Source organism: Novosphingobium sp., from assembly GCF_037133355.1.
GTDB lineage: Bacteria > Pseudomonadota > Alphaproteobacteria > Sphingomonadales > Sphingomonadaceae > Novosphingobium.
Genome location: NZ_JBAXOI010000001.1, coordinates 225,775 through 242,976, shown reverse-complemented (window position 1 = coordinate 242,976; position 17,202 = coordinate 225,775). Strand labels below are relative to the sequence as shown.

16 protein-coding genes are annotated in these 17,202 nt (G+C 64.5%); 9 read left to right on the top strand and 7 right to left on the bottom strand.

The genetic code is table 11. The features are described from left to right. The first annotated feature begins 12 nt into the window (after positions 1-12). The 4 genes from WCL10_RS01220 (at position 13) to WCL10_RS01205 (ending at position 5,117) form a co-directional block, all read left to right on the top strand. Positions 13-1,077 (top strand): tetratricopeptide repeat protein, encoded by a 1,065-nt coding sequence (locus WCL10_RS01220; RefSeq protein WP_336893785.1) that lies wholly within the window; start codon positions 13-15, stop codon positions 1,075-1,077. Between the two features lie 67 nt (positions 1,078-1,144). Next, positions 1,145-2,032, top strand: a complete 888-nt coding sequence (gene tilS / locus WCL10_RS01215) for a tRNA lysidine(34) synthetase TilS (RefSeq protein WP_336893784.1) — start codon at positions 1,145-1,147, stop codon at positions 2,030-2,032. Between the two features lie 138 nt (positions 2,033-2,170). Then, positions 2,171-4,111, top strand: a complete 1,941-nt coding sequence (gene ftsH / locus WCL10_RS01210; RefSeq protein WP_336893783.1) for an ATP-dependent zinc metalloprotease FtsH — start codon at positions 2,171-2,173, stop codon at positions 4,109-4,111. Between the two features lie 25 nt (positions 4,112-4,136). Continuing rightward, positions 4,137-5,117 carry a quinone oxidoreductase gene (locus WCL10_RS01205; protein WP_336893782.1) on the top strand — a complete coding sequence of 327 codons (981 nt, stop codon included), beginning with the start codon at positions 4,137-4,139 and terminating at the stop codon, positions 5,115-5,117. Positions 5,118-5,127: 10 nt separating this feature from the next. On the opposite strand, the gene WCL10_RS01200 is transcribed toward WCL10_RS01205, so the two are convergent. After that, positions 5,128-6,162 (bottom strand): DUF3667 domain-containing protein, encoded by a 1,035-nt coding sequence (locus tag WCL10_RS01200; protein ID WP_336893781.1) that lies wholly within the window; start codon positions 6,160-6,162, stop codon positions 5,128-5,130. Positions 6,163-6,419: 257 nt separating this feature from the next. Between WCL10_RS01200 and WCL10_RS01195 the strand changes: the two genes are divergently transcribed. From WCL10_RS01195 to WCL10_RS01175, 5 genes are all read left to right on the top strand, one after another. Further along, positions 6,420-7,997: a M23 family metallopeptidase gene (locus tag WCL10_RS01195; protein ID WP_336893780.1), complete on the top strand. Its 1,578-nt coding sequence runs from the start codon at positions 6,420-6,422 to the stop codon at positions 7,995-7,997. Between the two features lie 66 nt (positions 7,998-8,063). Beyond that, positions 8,064-9,059, top strand: a complete 996-nt coding sequence (gene hemB, locus WCL10_RS01190) for a porphobilinogen synthase (RefSeq protein ID WP_336893779.1) — start codon at positions 8,064-8,066, stop codon at positions 9,057-9,059. Further along, on the top strand, positions 9,056-9,589 hold the full coding sequence (locus WCL10_RS01185; protein WP_336893778.1) for a GNAT family N-acetyltransferase: 534 nt from the start codon (positions 9,056-9,058) through the stop codon (positions 9,587-9,589). Before hemB ends, WCL10_RS01185 begins: the two co-directional genes overlap by 4 nt. Positions 9,590-9,599: 10 nt before the next feature. Further along, positions 9,600-10,169 carry a gamma carbonic anhydrase family protein gene (locus WCL10_RS01180; RefSeq protein WP_336893777.1) on the top strand — a complete coding sequence of 190 codons (570 nt, stop codon included), beginning with the start codon at positions 9,600-9,602 and terminating at the stop codon, positions 10,167-10,169. Next, positions 10,150-10,437, top strand: a complete 288-nt coding sequence (locus WCL10_RS01175; protein ID WP_336893776.1) for a DUF167 domain-containing protein — start codon at positions 10,150-10,152, stop codon at positions 10,435-10,437. Before WCL10_RS01180 ends, WCL10_RS01175 begins: the two co-directional genes overlap by 20 nt. Here WCL10_RS01175 and WCL10_RS01170 read toward each other — a convergent pair. From WCL10_RS01170 to clpA, 6 genes are all read right to left on the bottom strand, one after another. After that, entirely contained in the window at positions 10,415-11,053 is a 639-nt protein-coding gene (locus WCL10_RS01170) for a YoaK family protein (RefSeq protein WP_336893775.1), read from the bottom strand. The genes WCL10_RS01175 and WCL10_RS01170 overlap by 23 nt on opposite strands. A gap of 36 nt (positions 11,054-11,089) precedes the next feature. Further along, positions 11,090-11,491, bottom strand: a complete 402-nt coding sequence (locus tag WCL10_RS01165; RefSeq protein WP_336893774.1) for a group II truncated hemoglobin — start codon at positions 11,489-11,491, stop codon at positions 11,090-11,092. Positions 11,492-11,567: 76 nt separating this feature from the next. Then, entirely contained in the window at positions 11,568-13,163 is a 1,596-nt protein-coding gene (locus tag WCL10_RS01160) for a cisplatin damage response ATP-dependent DNA ligase (RefSeq protein ID WP_336893773.1), read from the bottom strand. Positions 13,164-13,199: 36 nt separating this feature from the next. Further along, positions 13,200-14,204: a ligase-associated DNA damage response exonuclease gene (locus WCL10_RS01155; RefSeq protein ID WP_336893772.1), complete on the bottom strand. Its 1,005-nt coding sequence runs from the start codon at positions 14,202-14,204 to the stop codon at positions 13,200-13,202. A 69-nt stretch (positions 14,205-14,273) separates the two neighbouring features. Next, positions 14,274-14,624, bottom strand: a complete 351-nt coding sequence (locus tag WCL10_RS01150; RefSeq protein WP_336893771.1) for a hypothetical protein — start codon at positions 14,622-14,624, stop codon at positions 14,274-14,276. A gap of 60 nt (positions 14,625-14,684) precedes the next feature. Further along, complete coding sequence (clpA, locus tag WCL10_RS01145) at positions 14,685-17,060, bottom strand: ATP-dependent Clp protease ATP-binding subunit ClpA (protein ID WP_336893770.1); 2,376 nt, start codon at positions 17,058-17,060, stop codon at positions 14,685-14,687. Positions 17,061-17,202: the final 142 nt, after the last annotated feature.

Sequence of the window (17,202 nt, the reverse complement as noted above, 5' to 3'; positions counted from 1 at the left end):
CCTCGCGTAAACATGAAATTCACACTGCAAATCGTGCCCGGAAGCTTGCGTGCGATGGTCAAGGCAGCGCATGGCAAGGGCACTGATCGGACGGGAGTGATGATGAAGACCACGATTGGCTCTGGCCTTGCGCGTTCGTCGCTTGCGCTGATGCTTGCCGCTCTCTCGGGCACAATGCTGCCTGCCGGACTCGTGCCGGCCGCTCATGCGCAGGCAGCCCCTGAAAGCACAGACGTTCGCCTGCGCCGCATCGAGGCGGAACTTCGGGCTGTGCAGCGCAAGGTGTTCCCCGATGGTGTCGGCAAGACCTTTTGGCCCGAGATCGTGTCGCCGTCGAGCGCCGCACAGGCACCGGCGACGGGCCCGACCGCCGTTACCGATCTCCTGACCCGCATGGACGCTGTCGAAGCTCAGCTGCAGCGCCTTACTGCGGCAAGCGAGGAGAACCAGAACCATCTGGCCAAGCTTGACGCACGGATTGCCGCGCTGGAATCCACCGACGCAGCGGCGCGGCCCGCGCCGGCCGGCCCGCCTGCGGTGGCGCTGGTACCCGCCACTGAACCGCCCAAGCCTGCAGCGAAGCCCGCACCGGCAAAGCCGGAGGCAGCAAAGCCTGCTGCTGGCAAAGCCGACCCGACGTCGGACAGGGTCGCTGCGGTCATGGCGATCGAAAAGCCTTCGACCAACGACAAGGGTGAGGACGAGTATTCCTATGGCTACCGCCTGTGGGAGGCCAAGTTCTTCCCCGAGGCACAGCAGCAGTTGCTTCGCGTCGTTCAGCAGTTCCCTCGCCACGCGCGGATCAGCTATGCGCGCAACCTGCTCGGACGGGCCTACCTCGACGACGGTAAGCCGGGCACGGCAGCCCAGTATTTTCTCCAGAACTATCAGTCCGATGGCAAAGGCGATCGGGCGGCTGACAGTCTGCTCTACCTTGGCGTGGCGATGAGCCGCCTGAAGGAGGAAAACCGCGCCTGCGTCGCCTTTGACGAATTTCGCAAGACCTATCCGGCTGAACTGACCGGGCGGTTGAAGTTGCAATATGAGGCGGCCATCAAGCCGGTTACCTGCAATTGATAGCGCACTTTCGGATCGGTTTGCCGAAGTTTGGGCGAAGCTCTGGCCCGAGCGTAGCCCTGTAGGCTTGGCGGTTTCGGGCGGGCCGGACAGCCTGGCTCTCCTTCTGCTGGCCGCCGATGCTTTGCCCGGGCGGTTCCTTGTTGCAACGGTCGACCATGGCCTGAGATCGCAAAGTGCTGCCGAGGCGGCCTATGTTGCCGCAATCTGTGCCGCTCGCGGCATTGCGCATGCAGCGCTGCCATTGCAGCTGGAACGCGGGTCGGCGCTGCAGGAACGTGCCCGTGAAGCGCGCTATGCCGCGCTGGGGGACTGGGCCGAGGCGACCGGTCTCGCAGCCATCGTGACCGCGCATCATGCGGATGATCAGGCAGAAACCTTTCTGATGCGGCTGAACCGGGGCGCCGGCGTTCGCGGTCTTGCAGCCATGCGGGCCCGATCCGGCATGCCCGGCAGGCCGAATTTCGAACTCCTGCGGCCGCTGCTCGAGTGGCGGAGAAGTGAACTCGCCCAAATCGTTGCGGAGGCCGGCCTCCCTCCGGTGCAGGACCCTTCAAACAGCGATCCGCGTTTCGAGCGGGTGAGGGTGCGTGCCGCCCTTGCCGGAGCGACCGGGCTCGACCCCTTGGCGGTGGTGGCCAGCACCCGCCATCTTGCGGAAGCCGACGCGGCGCTAGAGTGGGCGGCCCGGCGCTGTCTTGCCGAAGCCAGAATGGAAGGAAAGGTGCTCTGCTGGACTCCTGCGGACACACCCCGGGCTGTTGGGCTGCGGGTCCTTGAGCGGATTGTGGCATTGCTTGGTGAAGGTACGCCCCGGGGCAGCGCTTTGGCGCGCTGGCACGATCGGCTGGTGGCCGGCGAGATCGCGACGCTGGCAGGCGTGCGCGGGGACGGGCGAGAGGAGGAGTGGCGGTTCACTGCTGCGCCCCCACCGCGGGTTCGCCCGACTCCCTGAGGGCCCGATTCCCTGAAGGCCCGTTTCATTGAAAGGACGTCCCTTGGGGCATGAAAATCGCGCTTCGGCTTATATTGCCATTCCCCCCGCGCATCCTACATTGAGGGTACCAGCATTTTCCGGATCGAAAGCCGCGCCATGAACGACGACCAGCCGCAGGGTAACCCCTGGATCAAGAGCCTCCTGATCTGGGGTGGCATCTTTCTGGCCCTGCTTCTCGTCGTCTCGATGTTCAATACGCGGGCGGATCCTGCCGGGACCATGATCCCCTATTCCGATTTCCGCGCAAACGTGGCCGAGGGCAAGGTTCGTGAAGTGCAGGTCGGTCCCGAGCGGATTACCGGGACACTCAAGAACGACCAGCCTTTCGCCACCGTGCCGGTTCCCGGCGATGCCGAACTGACCAAGCTGCTGCAGGAAAACGGGGTGCGCTATGCGGGCAAGGCGCAGGAGGAACCCAACCTTCTGCTCTACATCCTTGCGCAGTCATTGCCGTTCCTGTTGATCCTCGGTGTGGCTTTCTTTGCGCTGCGTCAGGTCCAGAAGGGCGGCGGATCCGGCGCAATGGGCTTCGGCAAGTCGAAGGCCAAGCTCCTCACCGAGCGGTCGGGCAAAGTGACGTTCGATGATGTCGCCGGTATCGACGAGGCGCGCGAGGAGTTGGAGGAGATCGTCGAGTTCCTGCGTGATCCCAGCCGCTTTTCGAAGCTTGGTGGCCAGATCCCCAAAGGCGCGCTGCTCGTCGGCTCGCCAGGTACCGGCAAAACCTTGCTGGCCCGCGCCATCGCGGGTGAGGCTGGCGTGCCCTTTTTCACCATTTCCGGCTCGGATTTCGTCGAGATGTTTGTCGGCGTCGGTGCGAGCCGCGTGCGCGACATGTTCGACCAGGCCAAGAAGAACGCGCCCTGCATCGTCTTCATCGACGAAATCGACGCGGTCGGCCGGCATCGTGGCCATGGGCTCGGCAATTCGAACGACGAGCGCGAACAGACTCTCAACCAGCTGCTTGTCGAGATGGACGGTTTCGAGGCGAACGAGGGTATCATCATTATCGCCGCAACCAACCGGCCTGACGTACTCGATCCGGCGCTGCTGCGCCCGGGCCGCTTCGACCGGCAGGTCGTCGTGCCCATCCCCGACATTGATGGTCGCGAGAAGATCCTCAGCGTCCATATGAAGAAAGTTCCACTCGCACCCGATGTCTTGCCCCGCGTGATCGCGCGCGGCACGCCCGGGTTCTCCGGCGCCGACCTTGCCAATCTCGTGAACGAAGCTGCCCTTCTCGCCGCCCGCCGCAACAAGCGACTGGTCGCGATGCAGGAGTTCGAGGACGCCAAGGACAAGGTCATGATGGGCGCCGAGCGCCGCTCGATGGTCATGACCGACGACGAGAAGAAGATGACTGCCTATCATGAGGCGGGCCATGCGATCGTCTCGATCAACGAGACAGCCTCCGATCCGATCCACAAAGCGACGATCATTCCGCGCGGCCGTGCGCTGGGCATGGTCATGCGCCTGCCCGAACGAGACAGCTATTCGTACCACCGTGACAAGATGCATGCGAACCTTTCGGTCAGCATGGGTGGCCGCGTCGCTGAGGAGCTGATCTTCGGCTACGACAAGGTGTCGTCGGGTGCATCCTCCGATATCCAGTATGCCACCAGCCTTGCACGCAACATGGTGACCAAGTGGGGCATGTCGGACAAGCTCGGGCCTCTCCAGTACGAGGAGGCGCAGGAAGGCTATCTCGGCATGGGCGGGTCGCAGCGCACCATGATGTCGGACGAGACCAACAAGCTCATCGACAGCGAGATTCGCATGTTGGTCGATGGCGCCCATGTCCGCGCGACCGATATTCTCAAGGCAAACGAGGACAAGCTTCACCTTCTGGCCCAGGCCCTGCTCGAATACGAGACTCTGAGTGGTGAGGATATCCGCGCGCTGATGGAGAACGGGAAGATCGACCGGCCGGAGGCGCCGAGCGGTCCCGCACGGCCGGCCACTGCGCAAGGCACGACCGTCCCACGTGCCGGGCGTCGCTTCTCCGGCTCGGGTGATCCGCAGCCGGCCGGCGCCTGAGTCCTCGCAAGGGATCGATATTGCCGTGGGTATTGCGAGCGAGGCTATTGTTATCCGCGCTTATGGCGGCCCCGAAGTCCTGCAGATCGAGCCGGTCGATGTGCCTGATCCGGGCCCGGGCGAACTCCTCGTCCGTCAGCAGGCCGCATCGGTCAATTTCCACGATATCTACGTCCGCTCGGGCTCTTATCGCACGCTTGACCTGCCCGGCACCCCGGGGCTTGAGGCCATCGGAACCGTCGAGGCGGTGGGAGAAGGTGTTGCTGACTTCATACCGGGCGACCGAATAGCCTACATTTCGCGAAACTATGGCGCCTATGCCCGTGTGCGGGTGATCAGCGCTGCGCTTGCCGTTCCTGTGCCAACGGGGATCGACGATGGTGTGGCTGCGGCGTGGTTTCTCAAGGGGCTGACGGCACAGGCCCTTGTGGATGAGGTCGAGCCTGTCGGTTCAGGCATGGCTGTCTTGGTGCAGGCCGCTGGCGGCGGCGTTGGTCAGCTTGTCGCCCGCATGGCGCGCCTGCGTGGTGGCCGGGTGATCGGAACGGCGGGCTCGCCGGAGAAAGCCGCGATCGCTCAGGCTGCGGGCTGCGAAGAGGTTATTCTTTACCGCGAGGAAGATGTCGCAGCGCGGGTCATGGCCTTCACTGGCGGCACCGGTGTCACTGCTGCCTATGACGCGGTCGGAACTGATACCTTCGAGGGATCGCTCTCCTCGCTCGCGGTGAAAGGTCATCTTGTGCACTATGGTCAGGCCTCGGGCCCTATTCCCCCATTTGACCTGTCAAGGCTCGGTGCAAAGTCGGCGAAAGTCTCGCGCCCGTTTCTCTGGCCCTATATCTCGACGCGCGACACTCTGCTTGCAGCCTCGGCCCGCCTGTTCGCTGCAATCGAGGCGGGAGACCTCCCGCTCACGCTCGGAGGCTGTTTTCCTCTCGCCGAAGCGGCCAAAGCGCACATCGCGCTGGAAGCCCGCGCCGCCGGGCCATTCGTGCTTGATTGCTGATGTTGTCGGCTCAGCCTGCCCCGGTTTGCGCCGCGATCAGGATCGTGAAAATCAGAAGGGCCAGGAAAGCGAAAAGCCCGAGCGCGATCGTGCGCATGAGCCCGCCGAACCTCGAGACACCGTAAGCGCCGCGCAGCTGGCGGTAGATGTGTAGCGGCGGAGTCAACATGAGGAGGCCGGCCACGGCAGGCGCCCCCAAGGCGCCCAGCACCATCGCGGAGGCGCTCAGCAAGGACATGAAGCTGAGCGAGTAGGTGATGAAAACCGTGTGGTCGTAGAGGTGAAATCGGCGGCTGAAGGGAAACAGTAACCACAGGAACGGCACCGAGATCGGAATCAGCGCCCAGCTGTATTTGTAGGCGTGGCTTTGCATCTTGTAGACCGCGAGCGTGGGGTTGGCCGAGGCTTCGTCAATTGCGTAGTCGAGCATGGAAAAGCCCGTTGACTTCATATGCTCGCCGCCTGCCAACCGGCCTGCCACCGCCACGACCTGCTCGCGGCTATTGATTTCCTGATCGACATCGTCGGTGTCTTCACCCTTCGCAACCAGCTCGGCGCGCTTCTGCCGGAGCTCCGGCAGGCCTTTCTGGGCCTCGGCGACGCCCTTGGCGGCCTCAGCCTTGACCTTTGCCTGGTCCTCCGCGGCAATCTCCATCTTTCCGGCCGTGGAACTGATTGCAGCAAAGAGCAGGAAAACACTGAACAGGAACAGTGCAAGCGGCGAGACATAGCTCGCCCGCCGACCGTCGATGTATTCGCGGGTCAACTTGCCGGGGCGGAAAGCCAGCATCGGAAGAGTGCGCCAGACTTTTCCCTCGAAGTGGAAAACCCCGTGGAGAAGATCGTGGAAAAATGCGCCGAGCGTGCGGTGGACGTGCGCCGCTTGCCCGCAGGAATGACAGTGGGAGCCTACCAGTGGTGTGCCACAGTTGAGGCAGGCGCTTTCATGGGTGTGGCCCTCATCGCCTTCGCCTGCTCTCGGTTCGATCGCCCGCGCAGTTAGCCCTGCTCCGATGGCATCGCCCAATACCTGTGCCTCGCTCATGCCTGCGCCATCCTGCCCTGTTTCTGCCCAGATCACGGGCACGATAACCAATGCCGCCCGTCGTGACCATGCTCCGCCGAGGTTTTCCGCGGATCCGACTGGAAGCGAGTGTCCCAAGCCCGAGCCACACCCCCCGGTGAGCTCATGCCTTTACGCTGAATTAACCTTGCTGGTGCAGGGATTCCCGGGCGTCGGCACAAGGCGTCCCGGGACTGAACGGTTCAATTCCGGGAGCGAAAGGGGAAGCGACCACCGTGTTGGGTCCGCGCGAAGATCTGGGGCTAGCCGGCGGCGTGACCTTCGGCCGCGCACGGCCCGGCGTTGCGCCCGGACGCCGCGTTCCGATCCTGCCTCATGTTGCTCCGCCACCTCCACCCCGCCCCAGCTTCCGCGAAAGTGCGCACCCTGCGGCGCGGCGCTGGGATGCCATCTGCCGCAGGATCGAGGCTTGGGCGGCGAAGCGATCGCTTGCACCCGATCTTGCCGAAAATGTGGGCAGCGCCGGCTGGTTCCGTTGTCTCGGCCTTCTGGTCGCCCTGATTGTGCTCGCGCTTATGTTCTGGCCACGCTTTGCTCCGCTTGAAGCGGCACCGCTCGTTGTGCTGGACGAGGCCGCCCGGCGTGAGTTCCGCGCCCAGTCCGTTCGCCCTCTTTCACTCGGAGCAACACAGGGACGGCACTTTGCTGCTGGCGATGCGGTCGTCCGGCTTGCGGCTGCGCCGGAACGCCCGGTGATCCAGCTCGCGGCAACCATCGGTGAGAACGACAGTCTTCCCCGCATGTTGCAACGAGCCGGTGTGGGCTCGGGAGACGCCGGTCAGGTGGCGGCTATGGTCGCCAGCGCCCTGCCGCTGGGAGACATCGCCCCGGGGACCCGCTTTTCGATCACGCTGGGGGCGCGCACCAGTCCGTCCGATCCGCGCCCGCTCATGGTCATGACATTTCGGCCACGCTTCGATCTTGCTCTTGCGATAACTCGGCAAGGCGGAGGCTTGGCTCTAGCCCGCAAGCCCATCGCCGTGGAAGTGACCCCGCTGCGGGTTCAGGGCCTTGTCGGGGCGAGCCTCTATCGTTCGGCACGGGCCGCGGGTGCCCCGCCCAGCGCGGTGCAGGACTATCTGCGCGCGATCGATCAGGCGGTGCCGTTCGAGGACATAGCGACGACCGACGCGTTCGACCTCGTTGTTTCCTACAAGCACACGCCCGACGGAGAAGGCGAGGTCGGCGATCTGCTCTATGCCGGCATCCTGCGCGGAGGCCAGCCCCGCACGCAGTTGCTGCGCTGGGGCGCCGAGGGGACCCTCACCTCGCTCGCCGATCTGACCGGCGCAAGCCAGAACGACAGCGGCCTGTTCGGGGCACCGGTCGCCGGGCACCTCACTTCGGGATACGGCATGCGGCGCCACCCCATCCTCGGCTACGTACGGATGCATTCCGGCGTCGATTTTGGGGCCTCCTGGGGCGCACCGATCTATGCTGTGACCGATGGACGGGTCGAATATGCCGGCTGGCACGGCGGGCACGGCAACTATGTCCGGCTCGAACATGGTGGCGGTATCGCCACGGGTTATGGCCACATGAGCCGGATCTCCGTGGCGCCGGGCATGGCCGTGCGGCGCGGGCAGATCATCGGCTATGTGGGCTCGACCGGGCTCTCGACCGGAGCCCATCTGCATTACGAGGTCTATCGCGACGGACAAACGGTTGATCCCATGTCTGTGCGGATGGTGCAGCGTCAACAAGCGGTCGATCCGAAGCAGGTAGCGGCTTTCAAGGCCCGGCTGCAGGCCTTGCTTTCTGTACGCCCAAGCGCGGTCGTGGGCGCCCAGCGCTAGGCAGCGCTCCGCGTTACATGCGCCCAACCGGTTGCCCAACGAGCCGGCAGCGCCTAGAACGTGGCCATGTCCGCCGGTTATCCCAACGTCCGCCTTCGCCGCACCCGCGCTACCGCGTGGAGCCGCGCCCTGCACCGCGAGGTGCTTGTCACGCCAGCCGATCTGATCTGGCCGCTTTTCGTGACCGAAGGCCACGGCATCGAGGAGCCGATCGGATCGCTTCCGGGCGTATCCCGCTGGTCTGTCGATCTGGTGGCCGAACGGGCGCGCGAGGCTGCGGCTGCGGGCATCCCCTGCGTTGCGCTCTTTCCCAATACGCAGCCCGAGCGACGCAGCGAGGACGGCGCCGAGGCGCTCAACCCGGACAACCTGATGTGCCGCGCGATCAAGGCGATCAAGGACGCCTGCGGCGAATCGCTCGGTGTGCTGACCGACGTGGCGCTCGATCCCTATACGAGCCATGGGCAGGACGGGCTTATCGACGATGCCGGCTATGTCCTCAACGATGCGACTGTCGATGTGCTGGTCGGGCAGAGCCTGAACCAGGCGGCTGCTGGCGCGGATATCATCGCCCCTTCCGACATGATGGACGGCCGGATCGGTGCCATCCGCGATGCGCTCGAAGATGCTGGACACATCAACGTCCAGATCATGGCCTATGCTGCCAAGTATGCCTCTGCGTTCTACGGCCCGTTCCGCGATGCGGTGGGCTCGCGCGGCCTGCTGAAGGGCAACAAGAAAACCTATCAGATGGATCCCGCCAATGCCGAGGAGGCCTTGCGCGAGGTCGAGCTGGATCTGGCCGAGGGCGCAGACAGCGTCATGGTCAAGCCCGGCCTGCCCTATCTCGATATCGCGCTGCGCGTGAAGGAAGCCTTCAGTGTTCCCGTCTTCGCCTATCAGGTGAGCGGGGAGTACGCGATGATCGAGGCGGCAGCTGCGGTTGGCGCGGGCGACCGTGATGCGCTGGTGCTCGAAACGCTCTTGGCATTCAAGCGCGCGGGCTGCTCCGGCGTGTTGACGTACCATGCGCTGCATGCGGCGCGCCTCATGGGCGCATGATCGAGACGCCGCGTCTGATCATTCGCCCCTGGCGCGACGAGGATCGCGAGCCGTTCTGGGCCATGGCCTGCGATCCGCGCGTCATGGCACATCTTCCGCCCCTGACCCGCGCCGAGAGCGACGCTTCGGTTGATCGGATGATGGCACTCCAGAATACCCACGGCCACGCCTTCTGGGCATTGGAGCGCAAGGCCGAGACCGATTTCATCGGCTTTTGTGGGATCATGCCACCTCGTCCGCCGATCTTCGAACACGAGATCGGCTGGCGCTTGGCGCACCACGCCTGGGCGCAGGGCTATGCGCGCGAGGCGGCAGATGCTTCGCTCGACTGGGCATGGGCAAGCCTGCCCGTATCGTCGATCATGGCGATCACCAATCTTGCCAATACGCGCAGCTGGGGCTTGATGGAGCGGTTGGGCATGGTCCGCCATTCGGACGAGGATTTCGATCACCCCGATCTTGCCAAGGGCGACCCCCTGCGCCCGCACATTCTCTATCGTATCCAGCGCCCCCGGCTGGCAGCCAACTGAAGGGACCTTCATGCGTCACGACGTCACTATTGCCGCAATCCACGGCAAGGCCCCGCGCATTCACCCCAGCGCTTTCATTGCGCCCGGCTGCCGGATTATCGGCGATGTCGAGATCGGCCCCGACGCATCAGTCTGGTACAACTGCGTGATCCGCGGCGACGTGAACCGCATTGTGATCGGTGCGCGCACCAATATCCAGGACGGGACCGTGATTCATTGCGACAGCCCCGACCCGCGCCACCCTCAAGGCTTTCCCACACTGATCGGTGAAGATGTGCTCGTTGGCCACATGGTTATGCTGCACGGCTGCGCGCTCGAGGACCGGGCCTTTGTCGGCCTCGGTGCAGTGGTGATGAACGGCGCGGTGATCGAGGGCGACGGGATGCTGGCGGCAGGTGCGCTGCTCACGCCGGGCAAGCGTATTGCCCCCCGCCAGCTCTGGGGCGGGCGCCCGGCTGCCTATATGCGCGACCTGACCGACGCGGCGCTTGCTGAAATGCAATTGGGTGTTGCGCACTATGTCGGAAACGCGCGGGCGCACAGCGCAGCTCTGGCCGCAGATGGCCCGACCAAAGGCTGATCACCCGCCCGCCGCATCCTTGTTCGCGCTTGCTGATCACGCTGGGCGGATCGCGGTCAGGGTAACAGCCGGAGCGCGCAGCGAAGGGATCCAGATCATCGAAGGACGCGTGCTGGTGAAGGTGCGGTCCAAGCCGGAGGATGGGAAAGCCACCGCGGCGGTTGCCCATCTGCTCGCCGAAGCGCTCGGCGTGCCTGCCGCGCAGATATCCTTGTTGCGCGGCGCAACTTCGCGGGAAAAGCTCTTCAGGATTCCGCTGGAAGCCTGAACGCAACCGGCACCATGGCCATGGCCCAAGCTCCGGCGATCCACAGGCAGCCTTGCGGCAGCCGGTCTTGCAGGAACGCTCCCAGGACCGCGCCGCACAGCAAGCCGGCCCACAATGCCCCCCATGCGGGCCAACCGGGCTCGGCCTTTCCGGCAAGCCAGAGCGCGAATCCCTTCCCCAGCCGGACCAAGGCGCCGGTCATATAGGTCAGCCCAACGGTTACCTCGCCGCCGCGCTGGAACGTGTTGTTGATTGCGCCCATCGCCAGCACGAGCGCCAACAGCATTGGGTTCTCCGCCCCGGCGGCGCGTGCGCCCGCTCCGGCGAGCAGCAGCCCGGCCACCAGCGCCAGCACAGCCGGCTTGCGCAGCCGCCCCGTGTGCAAGGCAATCAAGGCGCCTGCCGTCACGCCGCACAGAAACCCCGTGATCAAGAGCGCAGGTAGGAGTGCCTGCACGGGGTCAACGCCAAGGGCGACACCCAGCCGTGTGGTGTTGCCGGACATAAAGGAAACGAAATAGCCGCCCGCCGAGAGAAACCCGACCGCATCAACGAAGCCCGCCAAGCCCGATAGGGCTATCGCGAACTGGCGGCGCGGGCGATCGTAACGATGCATGGCTGCGAGCCTACATGCTTGGGCGTTGCCCGCAAATCAGCCTTTGGCCATGCCCAAGGCCATCCGGCCAAGCACGTCGGCAAGCGCTTCGGTTATTGGGTCGTCGGCAGGCGCACTGTCGAATACCGCCCTGCGCATTGCATCCGCCCATTGTCCGGCAATGTCCCGGTCTATGGCGAAAGGCGCGTGCAGGCTCACCATGCACTTGCCGGGGTTTTTGTCCCACCAGTCGCGCGGCCCGCCGCTCCAGCCGGCGAGGAACGAGGGCAGCGAGGCGCGCATCGGCGCGAGGTCGGGCGCGTGTATCGCACGCAGCCCGGCGTAGGCCGGGTCCTGCTCCATCAGATCGTAGAAGCGATCGGTGATCCTGCGCAGAACTGCATGGCCACCGATTCGATCAAAGGCGCCTTGCGAAGCGGTTGCGGCTGGGGTGGCCAAGGTTCTCGAACTCCAGGGCAAGGATTGCGGATGGTCGGGCCATGCCAGTCCCCCTGCCAGGCCACATTGATGCAGATCAAGTCACCATAGCGCGCAAAGTCTCGAGCTGGTCTGCCTCATGCGCGGGCTTGTCCTGCCGTATGCGGTTGATGCGCGGGAACCGCATGGCAAGCCCGGACTTGTGGCGCTTGCTGGCGTGCACAGAATCAAAGGCAACTTCGAACACCAGACTCTTGTCGGTCTCACGCACCGGGCCATACTTGGCGATCGTGTGCTGCCGCACATGCCGGTCGAGCCACCTCAGTTCCTCGTCGGTGAAGCCGAAATAGGCCTTGCCGACGGGCAGCAGCTCGGCCCCGGAATCGGGATCGCCGCCCCAGCAGCCAAAGGTGAAATCGGAATAGAACGAGGAGCGCTTGCCAGAGCCGCGCTGCGCATACATCAGCACGCAATCGACCAGCAGCGGCTCGCGCTTCCACTTGTACCACAATCCCGCCCGGCGCCCTGCAACATAGGGCGAATCGCGGCGTTTGAGCATGACGCCCTCGATCGCTGCATCGCGCGCGCCCGCGCGGATCTCGGCGAGGGCCTCGATGTTCTGCGCCGCGATGGTTTCCGAAAGGTCGAAGCGTTCGGGATCAAGCCGGGGCAACAGAGCTTCGAGCCTTGCACGGCGCGCAGCCCAGGGCTGCTCGCGCAGGTCCTCGCTGCCTTCGATCAGCACGTCGTAAAGCCGCACGAACGCGGGCGCTTCTGCCAGCATGGTTTTCGAAACGGTCTTTCGGCCCAGCCTTTGCTGCAAGGCGTTGAAGCTCGCCGCACCTCCCGATTCGCCGCCTTGCTGATTGCCGCGCACCAGCAGTTCGCCGTCAAGCACGGCCGGGAAGGGCAGCGCAGCAGCAATCTCGGGGAAGCTGGCTGAAATTTCGTCACCGCCGCGAGAGTACAGGCGCGTCTCGCCGTTCACGTGGACCAGTTGCACCCGGATGCCGTCCCATTTCCATTCGGCAACATAGTCGGTGAGGCTGATGGCTTCATCTTCCAGCGGATGTGCGAGCATGAACGGCCGGAACAGCGGTAGCAGATCGGTCCGCGGCGGCGGGGCGGCGCTGGTCGCCCACTGAAACAGGGGCAGGTAGGGCGGGCTTTGGCCGTGCCAGTATTCCTCCACTTCATCGACAGGCACGCCGAAAGCCTGCGCGAACGCCACCTTGGCGAGCCGCGCCGAAATGCCGATGCGCAGCGCGCCGGTCGCGAACTTGATCAGCGCATAGCGGCTGGCCGTATCGAGGCGGTCGAGCAGGTTGGCGAGCAACGTGGGTGCGGCGCTGCGCGTGGTCGCGCCAAGAGCCGTCACGACTTCGCCCAAGGTCGGTGTTGGACCCTGCGGAGCAAGCTCGGGCTCAGGCCAGAGCAGGCTTGCGGTCTCAGCTGTGTCGCCTACGAAATCGCGCGACAGCGCCCAGAGCACCGGGTCGACCCGCTCCGCCATCAGGCCGCGCACGGTCCCGGCTTTGACCGCTGGAAAATCGACAGCACCGGTCAGCGCCGCCAGTGCCCAGCCACGATCCGGATCGGGCGTTTCGCGCAGATAGGCCGCGATCAGCGTCAGTTTCCCGTTGCGTGACGGTGTGAGCAGCAGGCCATCAAGGAGCGCGGCAAAGCGGTTCATCGCATACCTCCCCGGATCGGAGGGAATGAGGCGCGCTTAGTCATCCTCGTCCTCATAGCCGGTGAGCGCGAGGGCGCGGGCGCGGCGCTGGTGGATTTCGCACCAGCGCAGCAGTGCTTCTTCCCGTCCATGGGTGATCCAGGTCTCGGCCGGGTTCACCTCGGCTATGGTCGAAGTGAGCTCGTCCCAGTCGGCATGATCCGAAATGACCAGCGGCAGTTCCACACCGCGCTGGCGGGCGCGCTGGCGCACGCGCATCCAGCCGCTGGCCATTGCCGTGAGCGGATCCGGCAGCCGGCGGCTCCAGCGGTCGTTCAAGGCGGAAGGCGGGCAGATCACGATCGCGCCTGCCAACTCGGCCTTCGGCACCCCTGCCACTGGCCGCAGATCGCCCAGTAGCACGCCCTGCTCCTCGTAGAGCCGGCACATCGTCTCCATCGCGCCGTGGAGATAGATCGGCTCGTCGCTACCCGCTTCGCGCAGCTCTGCGATCACGCGTTGCGCCTTGCCCAGCGCATAGGCCCCCACCAGCATGCAGCGCTCGGGGTTCGCCGCGCGTGCCGCCAGCAGCCGTGCGATCTCGTCGGCAATGCGGGGATGGCGAAATACAGGAAGACCAAACGTGGCCTCGGTGATGAACAGGTCGCAGGGTGTGACCGCAAAGGCCTCGCATGTGGGATCGCGGCTGCGCTTGTAGTCCCCGGTTATGATTACCCGCTCGCTTGCATGTTCGAGGAGAATCTGTGCGGAGCCGAGCACATGCCCCGCGGGCAGGAAAGTTGCTGTCACACCCCCCGCCAGCGCGACGGGTTCATGATAGGGCGCCGGGAGCGCACCATCAGCCACGCCATACCGCACCGCCATGATCGCGAGCGTTGCAGGCGTGGCGATGGTCTGGCCATGCCCGCCTCGCGCATGGTCCGCATGGCCATGCGTGACCAGTGCCCGCTCCACCGCGCGAGACGGATCGATCCAGGCATCGGCCGGTACGATGCGGATACCCATGGGCTCCGCTTTGATCCACGAGAAACAGCCGACCATGGACTGAGGAATGGCCCATGCCGAGCCTGGGTTCCAGAGGGGAATTGGGGAGGGCTGTTCGGTGCTATCTCAAACGCCAGACGGCGAATCAAGGATCCTCAGCACGGTGCCGATTGCAATGAGATGCGGTCCTTCCTGGATGCGCCATGTGCGCCCTTCCTGCACCTCGGAAACAACTATCGGTGACGATACGAAGGTCACGATCTTCCGGACTGTATCCCCGGGATGGACTTCCTCGCCAGCGATCAATTCGATCGACCCGATGCACATCTCCCGATCGTCCGGGCCGAAAAAGTTATGGTTGGGTCGAAAACTGCCGGCACCACGGATCGGACAACTGCGACCGCCTTCGTCAGTGCGAAGAAAGGCAACGCGCGCTTCGATACGGACAAAATCCACCGTCATAAGAAGGAACTGCACTGTCGCCCTCCCCAACCGCTCCCGCCAGCAGCGGGGGGAAGGGAAGGGCGTTGGTGGTGCTTATGCCTCGTCGGTGTTCGGTTCGTCTGCCGTGGCCGAGCCGCCCTTGCCCTTGCGCGCCTTCTTCTTGACCAGCTTCGGCGCGGCCGGGGTCAGTTCGAAGGACAGCGCGGCATCCTTGCCTTCCTCGTGTTTGAGGCTGACATGGACCTCGCCGCCGTTGGCGAGCTTCCCGAACAGCAGTTCTTCGGCCAGCGGCTTCTTGACCTTCTCCTGAATCACACGGCCCATCGGGCGCGCGCCATAGAGACGGTCATACCCCTGCTTGGCAAGCCAGGCGCGGGCATCGCTGTCGAACTGGATGTGCACGTTCTGCTCGGCCAGCTGCAGTTCAAGCTGGAGGATGAACTTGTCGACCACGCGGCTGACAACTTCGGGCGGCAGGTAGGCAAAGGGCACGATGGCGTCGAGCCGGTTGCGGAACTCGGGCGAGAACATCTTCTTCACCGCTTCGTCGCCCGCATCGGCCTTCGATACATCACCGAAGCCGATCCCCTGCCGAGCCATGTCGCTGGCGCCCGCGTTGGTCGTCATGATCAAAACGACATTGCGGAAATCGACTGTCTTGCCGTGGTGATCGGTGAGCCGGCCGTTGTCCATGACCTGCAGCAGGATGTTGAACAGGTCGGGGTGCGCCTTCTCGATCTCGTCGAGCAGCAGCACGCAGTGCGGCTGCTGGTCGATCGCATCGGTGAGCAGGCCGCCCTGATCGAACCCGACATAGCCCGGGGGCGCACCGATCAGCCGGCTGATCGAGTGGCGCTCCATATATTCCGACATGTCGAAGCGTTGGAGCGGTATGCCCATGATCTGGGCCAGGCTGCGTGCCACTTCGGTCTTGCCGACGCCGGTGGGGCCCGAGAACAGGAACGAGCCGATCGGCTTGTCCGGATCGCGCAGGCCTGCGCGGCTGAGCTTCATGGCGCTTGCCAGCACCTCGATCGCCTTGTCCTGGCCGAACACCAGCCGCTTCAGATCGCGGTCGAGATGTTCAAGCACCTTCTTGTCGTCGCTCGAGACCGACTTGGGCGGGATGCGCGCCATCGTCGCGATGACCTGCTCGATCTCGCGTGCAGTGATCACTTTCTTGCGCTTCGAGGGCGGCACCAGCATCTGCATCGCGCCGACTTCGTCGATAACGTCGATCGCCTTGTCGGGCAGCTTGCGGTCGTTGATGTAGCGCGCCGACAGTTCGACCGCCGTCTTGATCGCATCGGGCGTGTAGCGCACCTTGTGGTGCTCCTCGAAGGCCGTGCGCAGGCCCTTGAGGATCTTGATCGTGTCCTCGATGGTCGGCTCGTTCACGTCGATCTTCTGGAACCGGCGCAGCAGAGCGCGGTCCTTCTCGAAGTGATTGCGGAATTCCTTGTAGGTGGTCGAGCCGATGCAACGGATCGTGCCGCCCGAAAGCGCGGGCTTCAGCAGGTTCGAGGCATCCATGGCCCCGCCGCTGGTCGCGCCGGCGCCGATCACCGTGTGGATTTCGTCGATGAACAGGATCGCGTGAGGCATCTTCTCGAGTTCGGAGACGACCTGCTTGAGCCGCTCCTCGAAATCGCCGCGATAGCGCGTCCCAGCAAGCAGCGCGCCCATGTCGAGCGAATAGATAACCGCCTCGCTGAGCACTTCCGGCACTTCGCCCTCGACGATCTTGCGCGCGAGGCCTTCTGCAATTGCGGTCTTGCCCACGCCCGGATCGCCGACATAGAGCGGATTGTTCTTGGAGCGGCGGCACAGAATCTGGATTGTGCGATCCACCTCGGGTCCGCGGCCGATCAGCGGATCGACCTTTCCGTTCAGCGCCTTCTCGTTGAGATTGACGGTGAACTGGTCAAGCGCAGAATCCTTCTTTGCGCCGGCCTTGGCGTCGGCCTTTTCTTCCTGCTGCGGCTGGGCTTCCTCGCTCCCCTTGGGGCTGCGGCTTTCGACCTGACGGCCGCCCTTGCCGATGCCGTGGCTGATGAAGCTCACCGCATCGAGCCGGCTCATGTCCTGCTGCTGGAGGAAGTAAACCGCGTAGGAATCGCGCTCCGAGAACAGCGCCACGAGAACGTTCGCCCCGGTTACGGTGTCCTTGCCCGAAGACTGGACGTGGAGGATCGCGCGCTGAATGACTCGCTGGAAACCCGCCGTCGGCTGCGGATCGGCCTTGTCCTGGGTCTTGAGCGACTGGTACTCCTGATCAAGGTACTGGCGCACCACGTCGCCAAGGTCGCCCAGATCGACCCCGCAGGCCTGCATCACCTGCGCCGCGTCCGGGTCATCGATCAGGGCCAGCAGAAGATGCTCGAGAGTTGCGTACTCATGGCTGCGCTCCGATGCATTGCTGAGCGCAGAATGCAGCGTTTTCTCAAGGCTTTGCGCGAAACTGGGCATGGCACTTCTTTCTGGCCGGCCGGCCAGATGCCGACCTCGGGTGGATCCCTTGCGGGAATGGAGCATGCCTGCGATTAACCGAGGCTAAACCGGGCATGCAAAACAGAAACGTTACGCCGGGATCATTACCCGGCAACGAGGC

What these genes read in the sequence shown, in the direction of transcription:
- WCL10_RS01220 (WP_336893785.1), top strand. Translation starts at nt 13, where the DNA reads ATGAAATTCACACTGCAAATCGTGCCCGGAAGCTTGCGTGCGATGGTC.
- ftsH (WP_336893783.1), top strand. Translation starts at nt 2,171, where the DNA reads ATGAACGACGACCAGCCGCAGGGTAACCCCTGGATCAAGAGCCTCCTG.
- WCL10_RS01200 (WP_336893781.1), bottom strand. Translation starts at nt 6,162, where the DNA reads ATGAGCGAGGCACAGGTATTGGGCGATGCCATCGGAGCAGGGCTAACT.
- hemB (WP_336893779.1), top strand. Translation starts at nt 8,064, where the DNA reads ATGTCCGCCGGTTATCCCAACGTCCGCCTTCGCCGCACCCGCGCTACC.
- WCL10_RS01185 (WP_336893778.1), top strand. Translation starts at nt 9,056, where the DNA reads ATGATCGAGACGCCGCGTCTGATCATTCGCCCCTGGCGCGACGAGGAT.
- WCL10_RS01180 (WP_336893777.1), top strand. Translation starts at nt 9,600, where the DNA reads ATGCGTCACGACGTCACTATTGCCGCAATCCACGGCAAGGCCCCGCGC.
- WCL10_RS01175 (WP_336893776.1), top strand. Translation starts at nt 10,150, where the DNA reads ATGGCCCGACCAAAGGCTGATCACCCGCCCGCCGCATCCTTGTTCGCG.
- WCL10_RS01170 (WP_336893775.1), bottom strand. Translation starts at nt 11,053, where the DNA reads ATGCATCGTTACGATCGCCCGCGCCGCCAGTTCGCGATAGCCCTATCG.
- WCL10_RS01160 (WP_336893773.1), bottom strand. Translation starts at nt 13,163, where the DNA reads ATGAACCGCTTTGCCGCGCTCCTTGATGGCCTGCTGCTCACACCGTCA.
- WCL10_RS01155 (WP_336893772.1), bottom strand. Translation starts at nt 14,204, where the DNA reads ATGGTCGGCTGTTTCTCGTGGATCAAAGCGGAGCCCATGGGTATCCGC.
- clpA (WP_336893770.1), bottom strand. Translation starts at nt 17,060, where the DNA reads ATGCCCAGTTTCGCGCAAAGCCTTGAGAAAACGCTGCATTCTGCGCTC.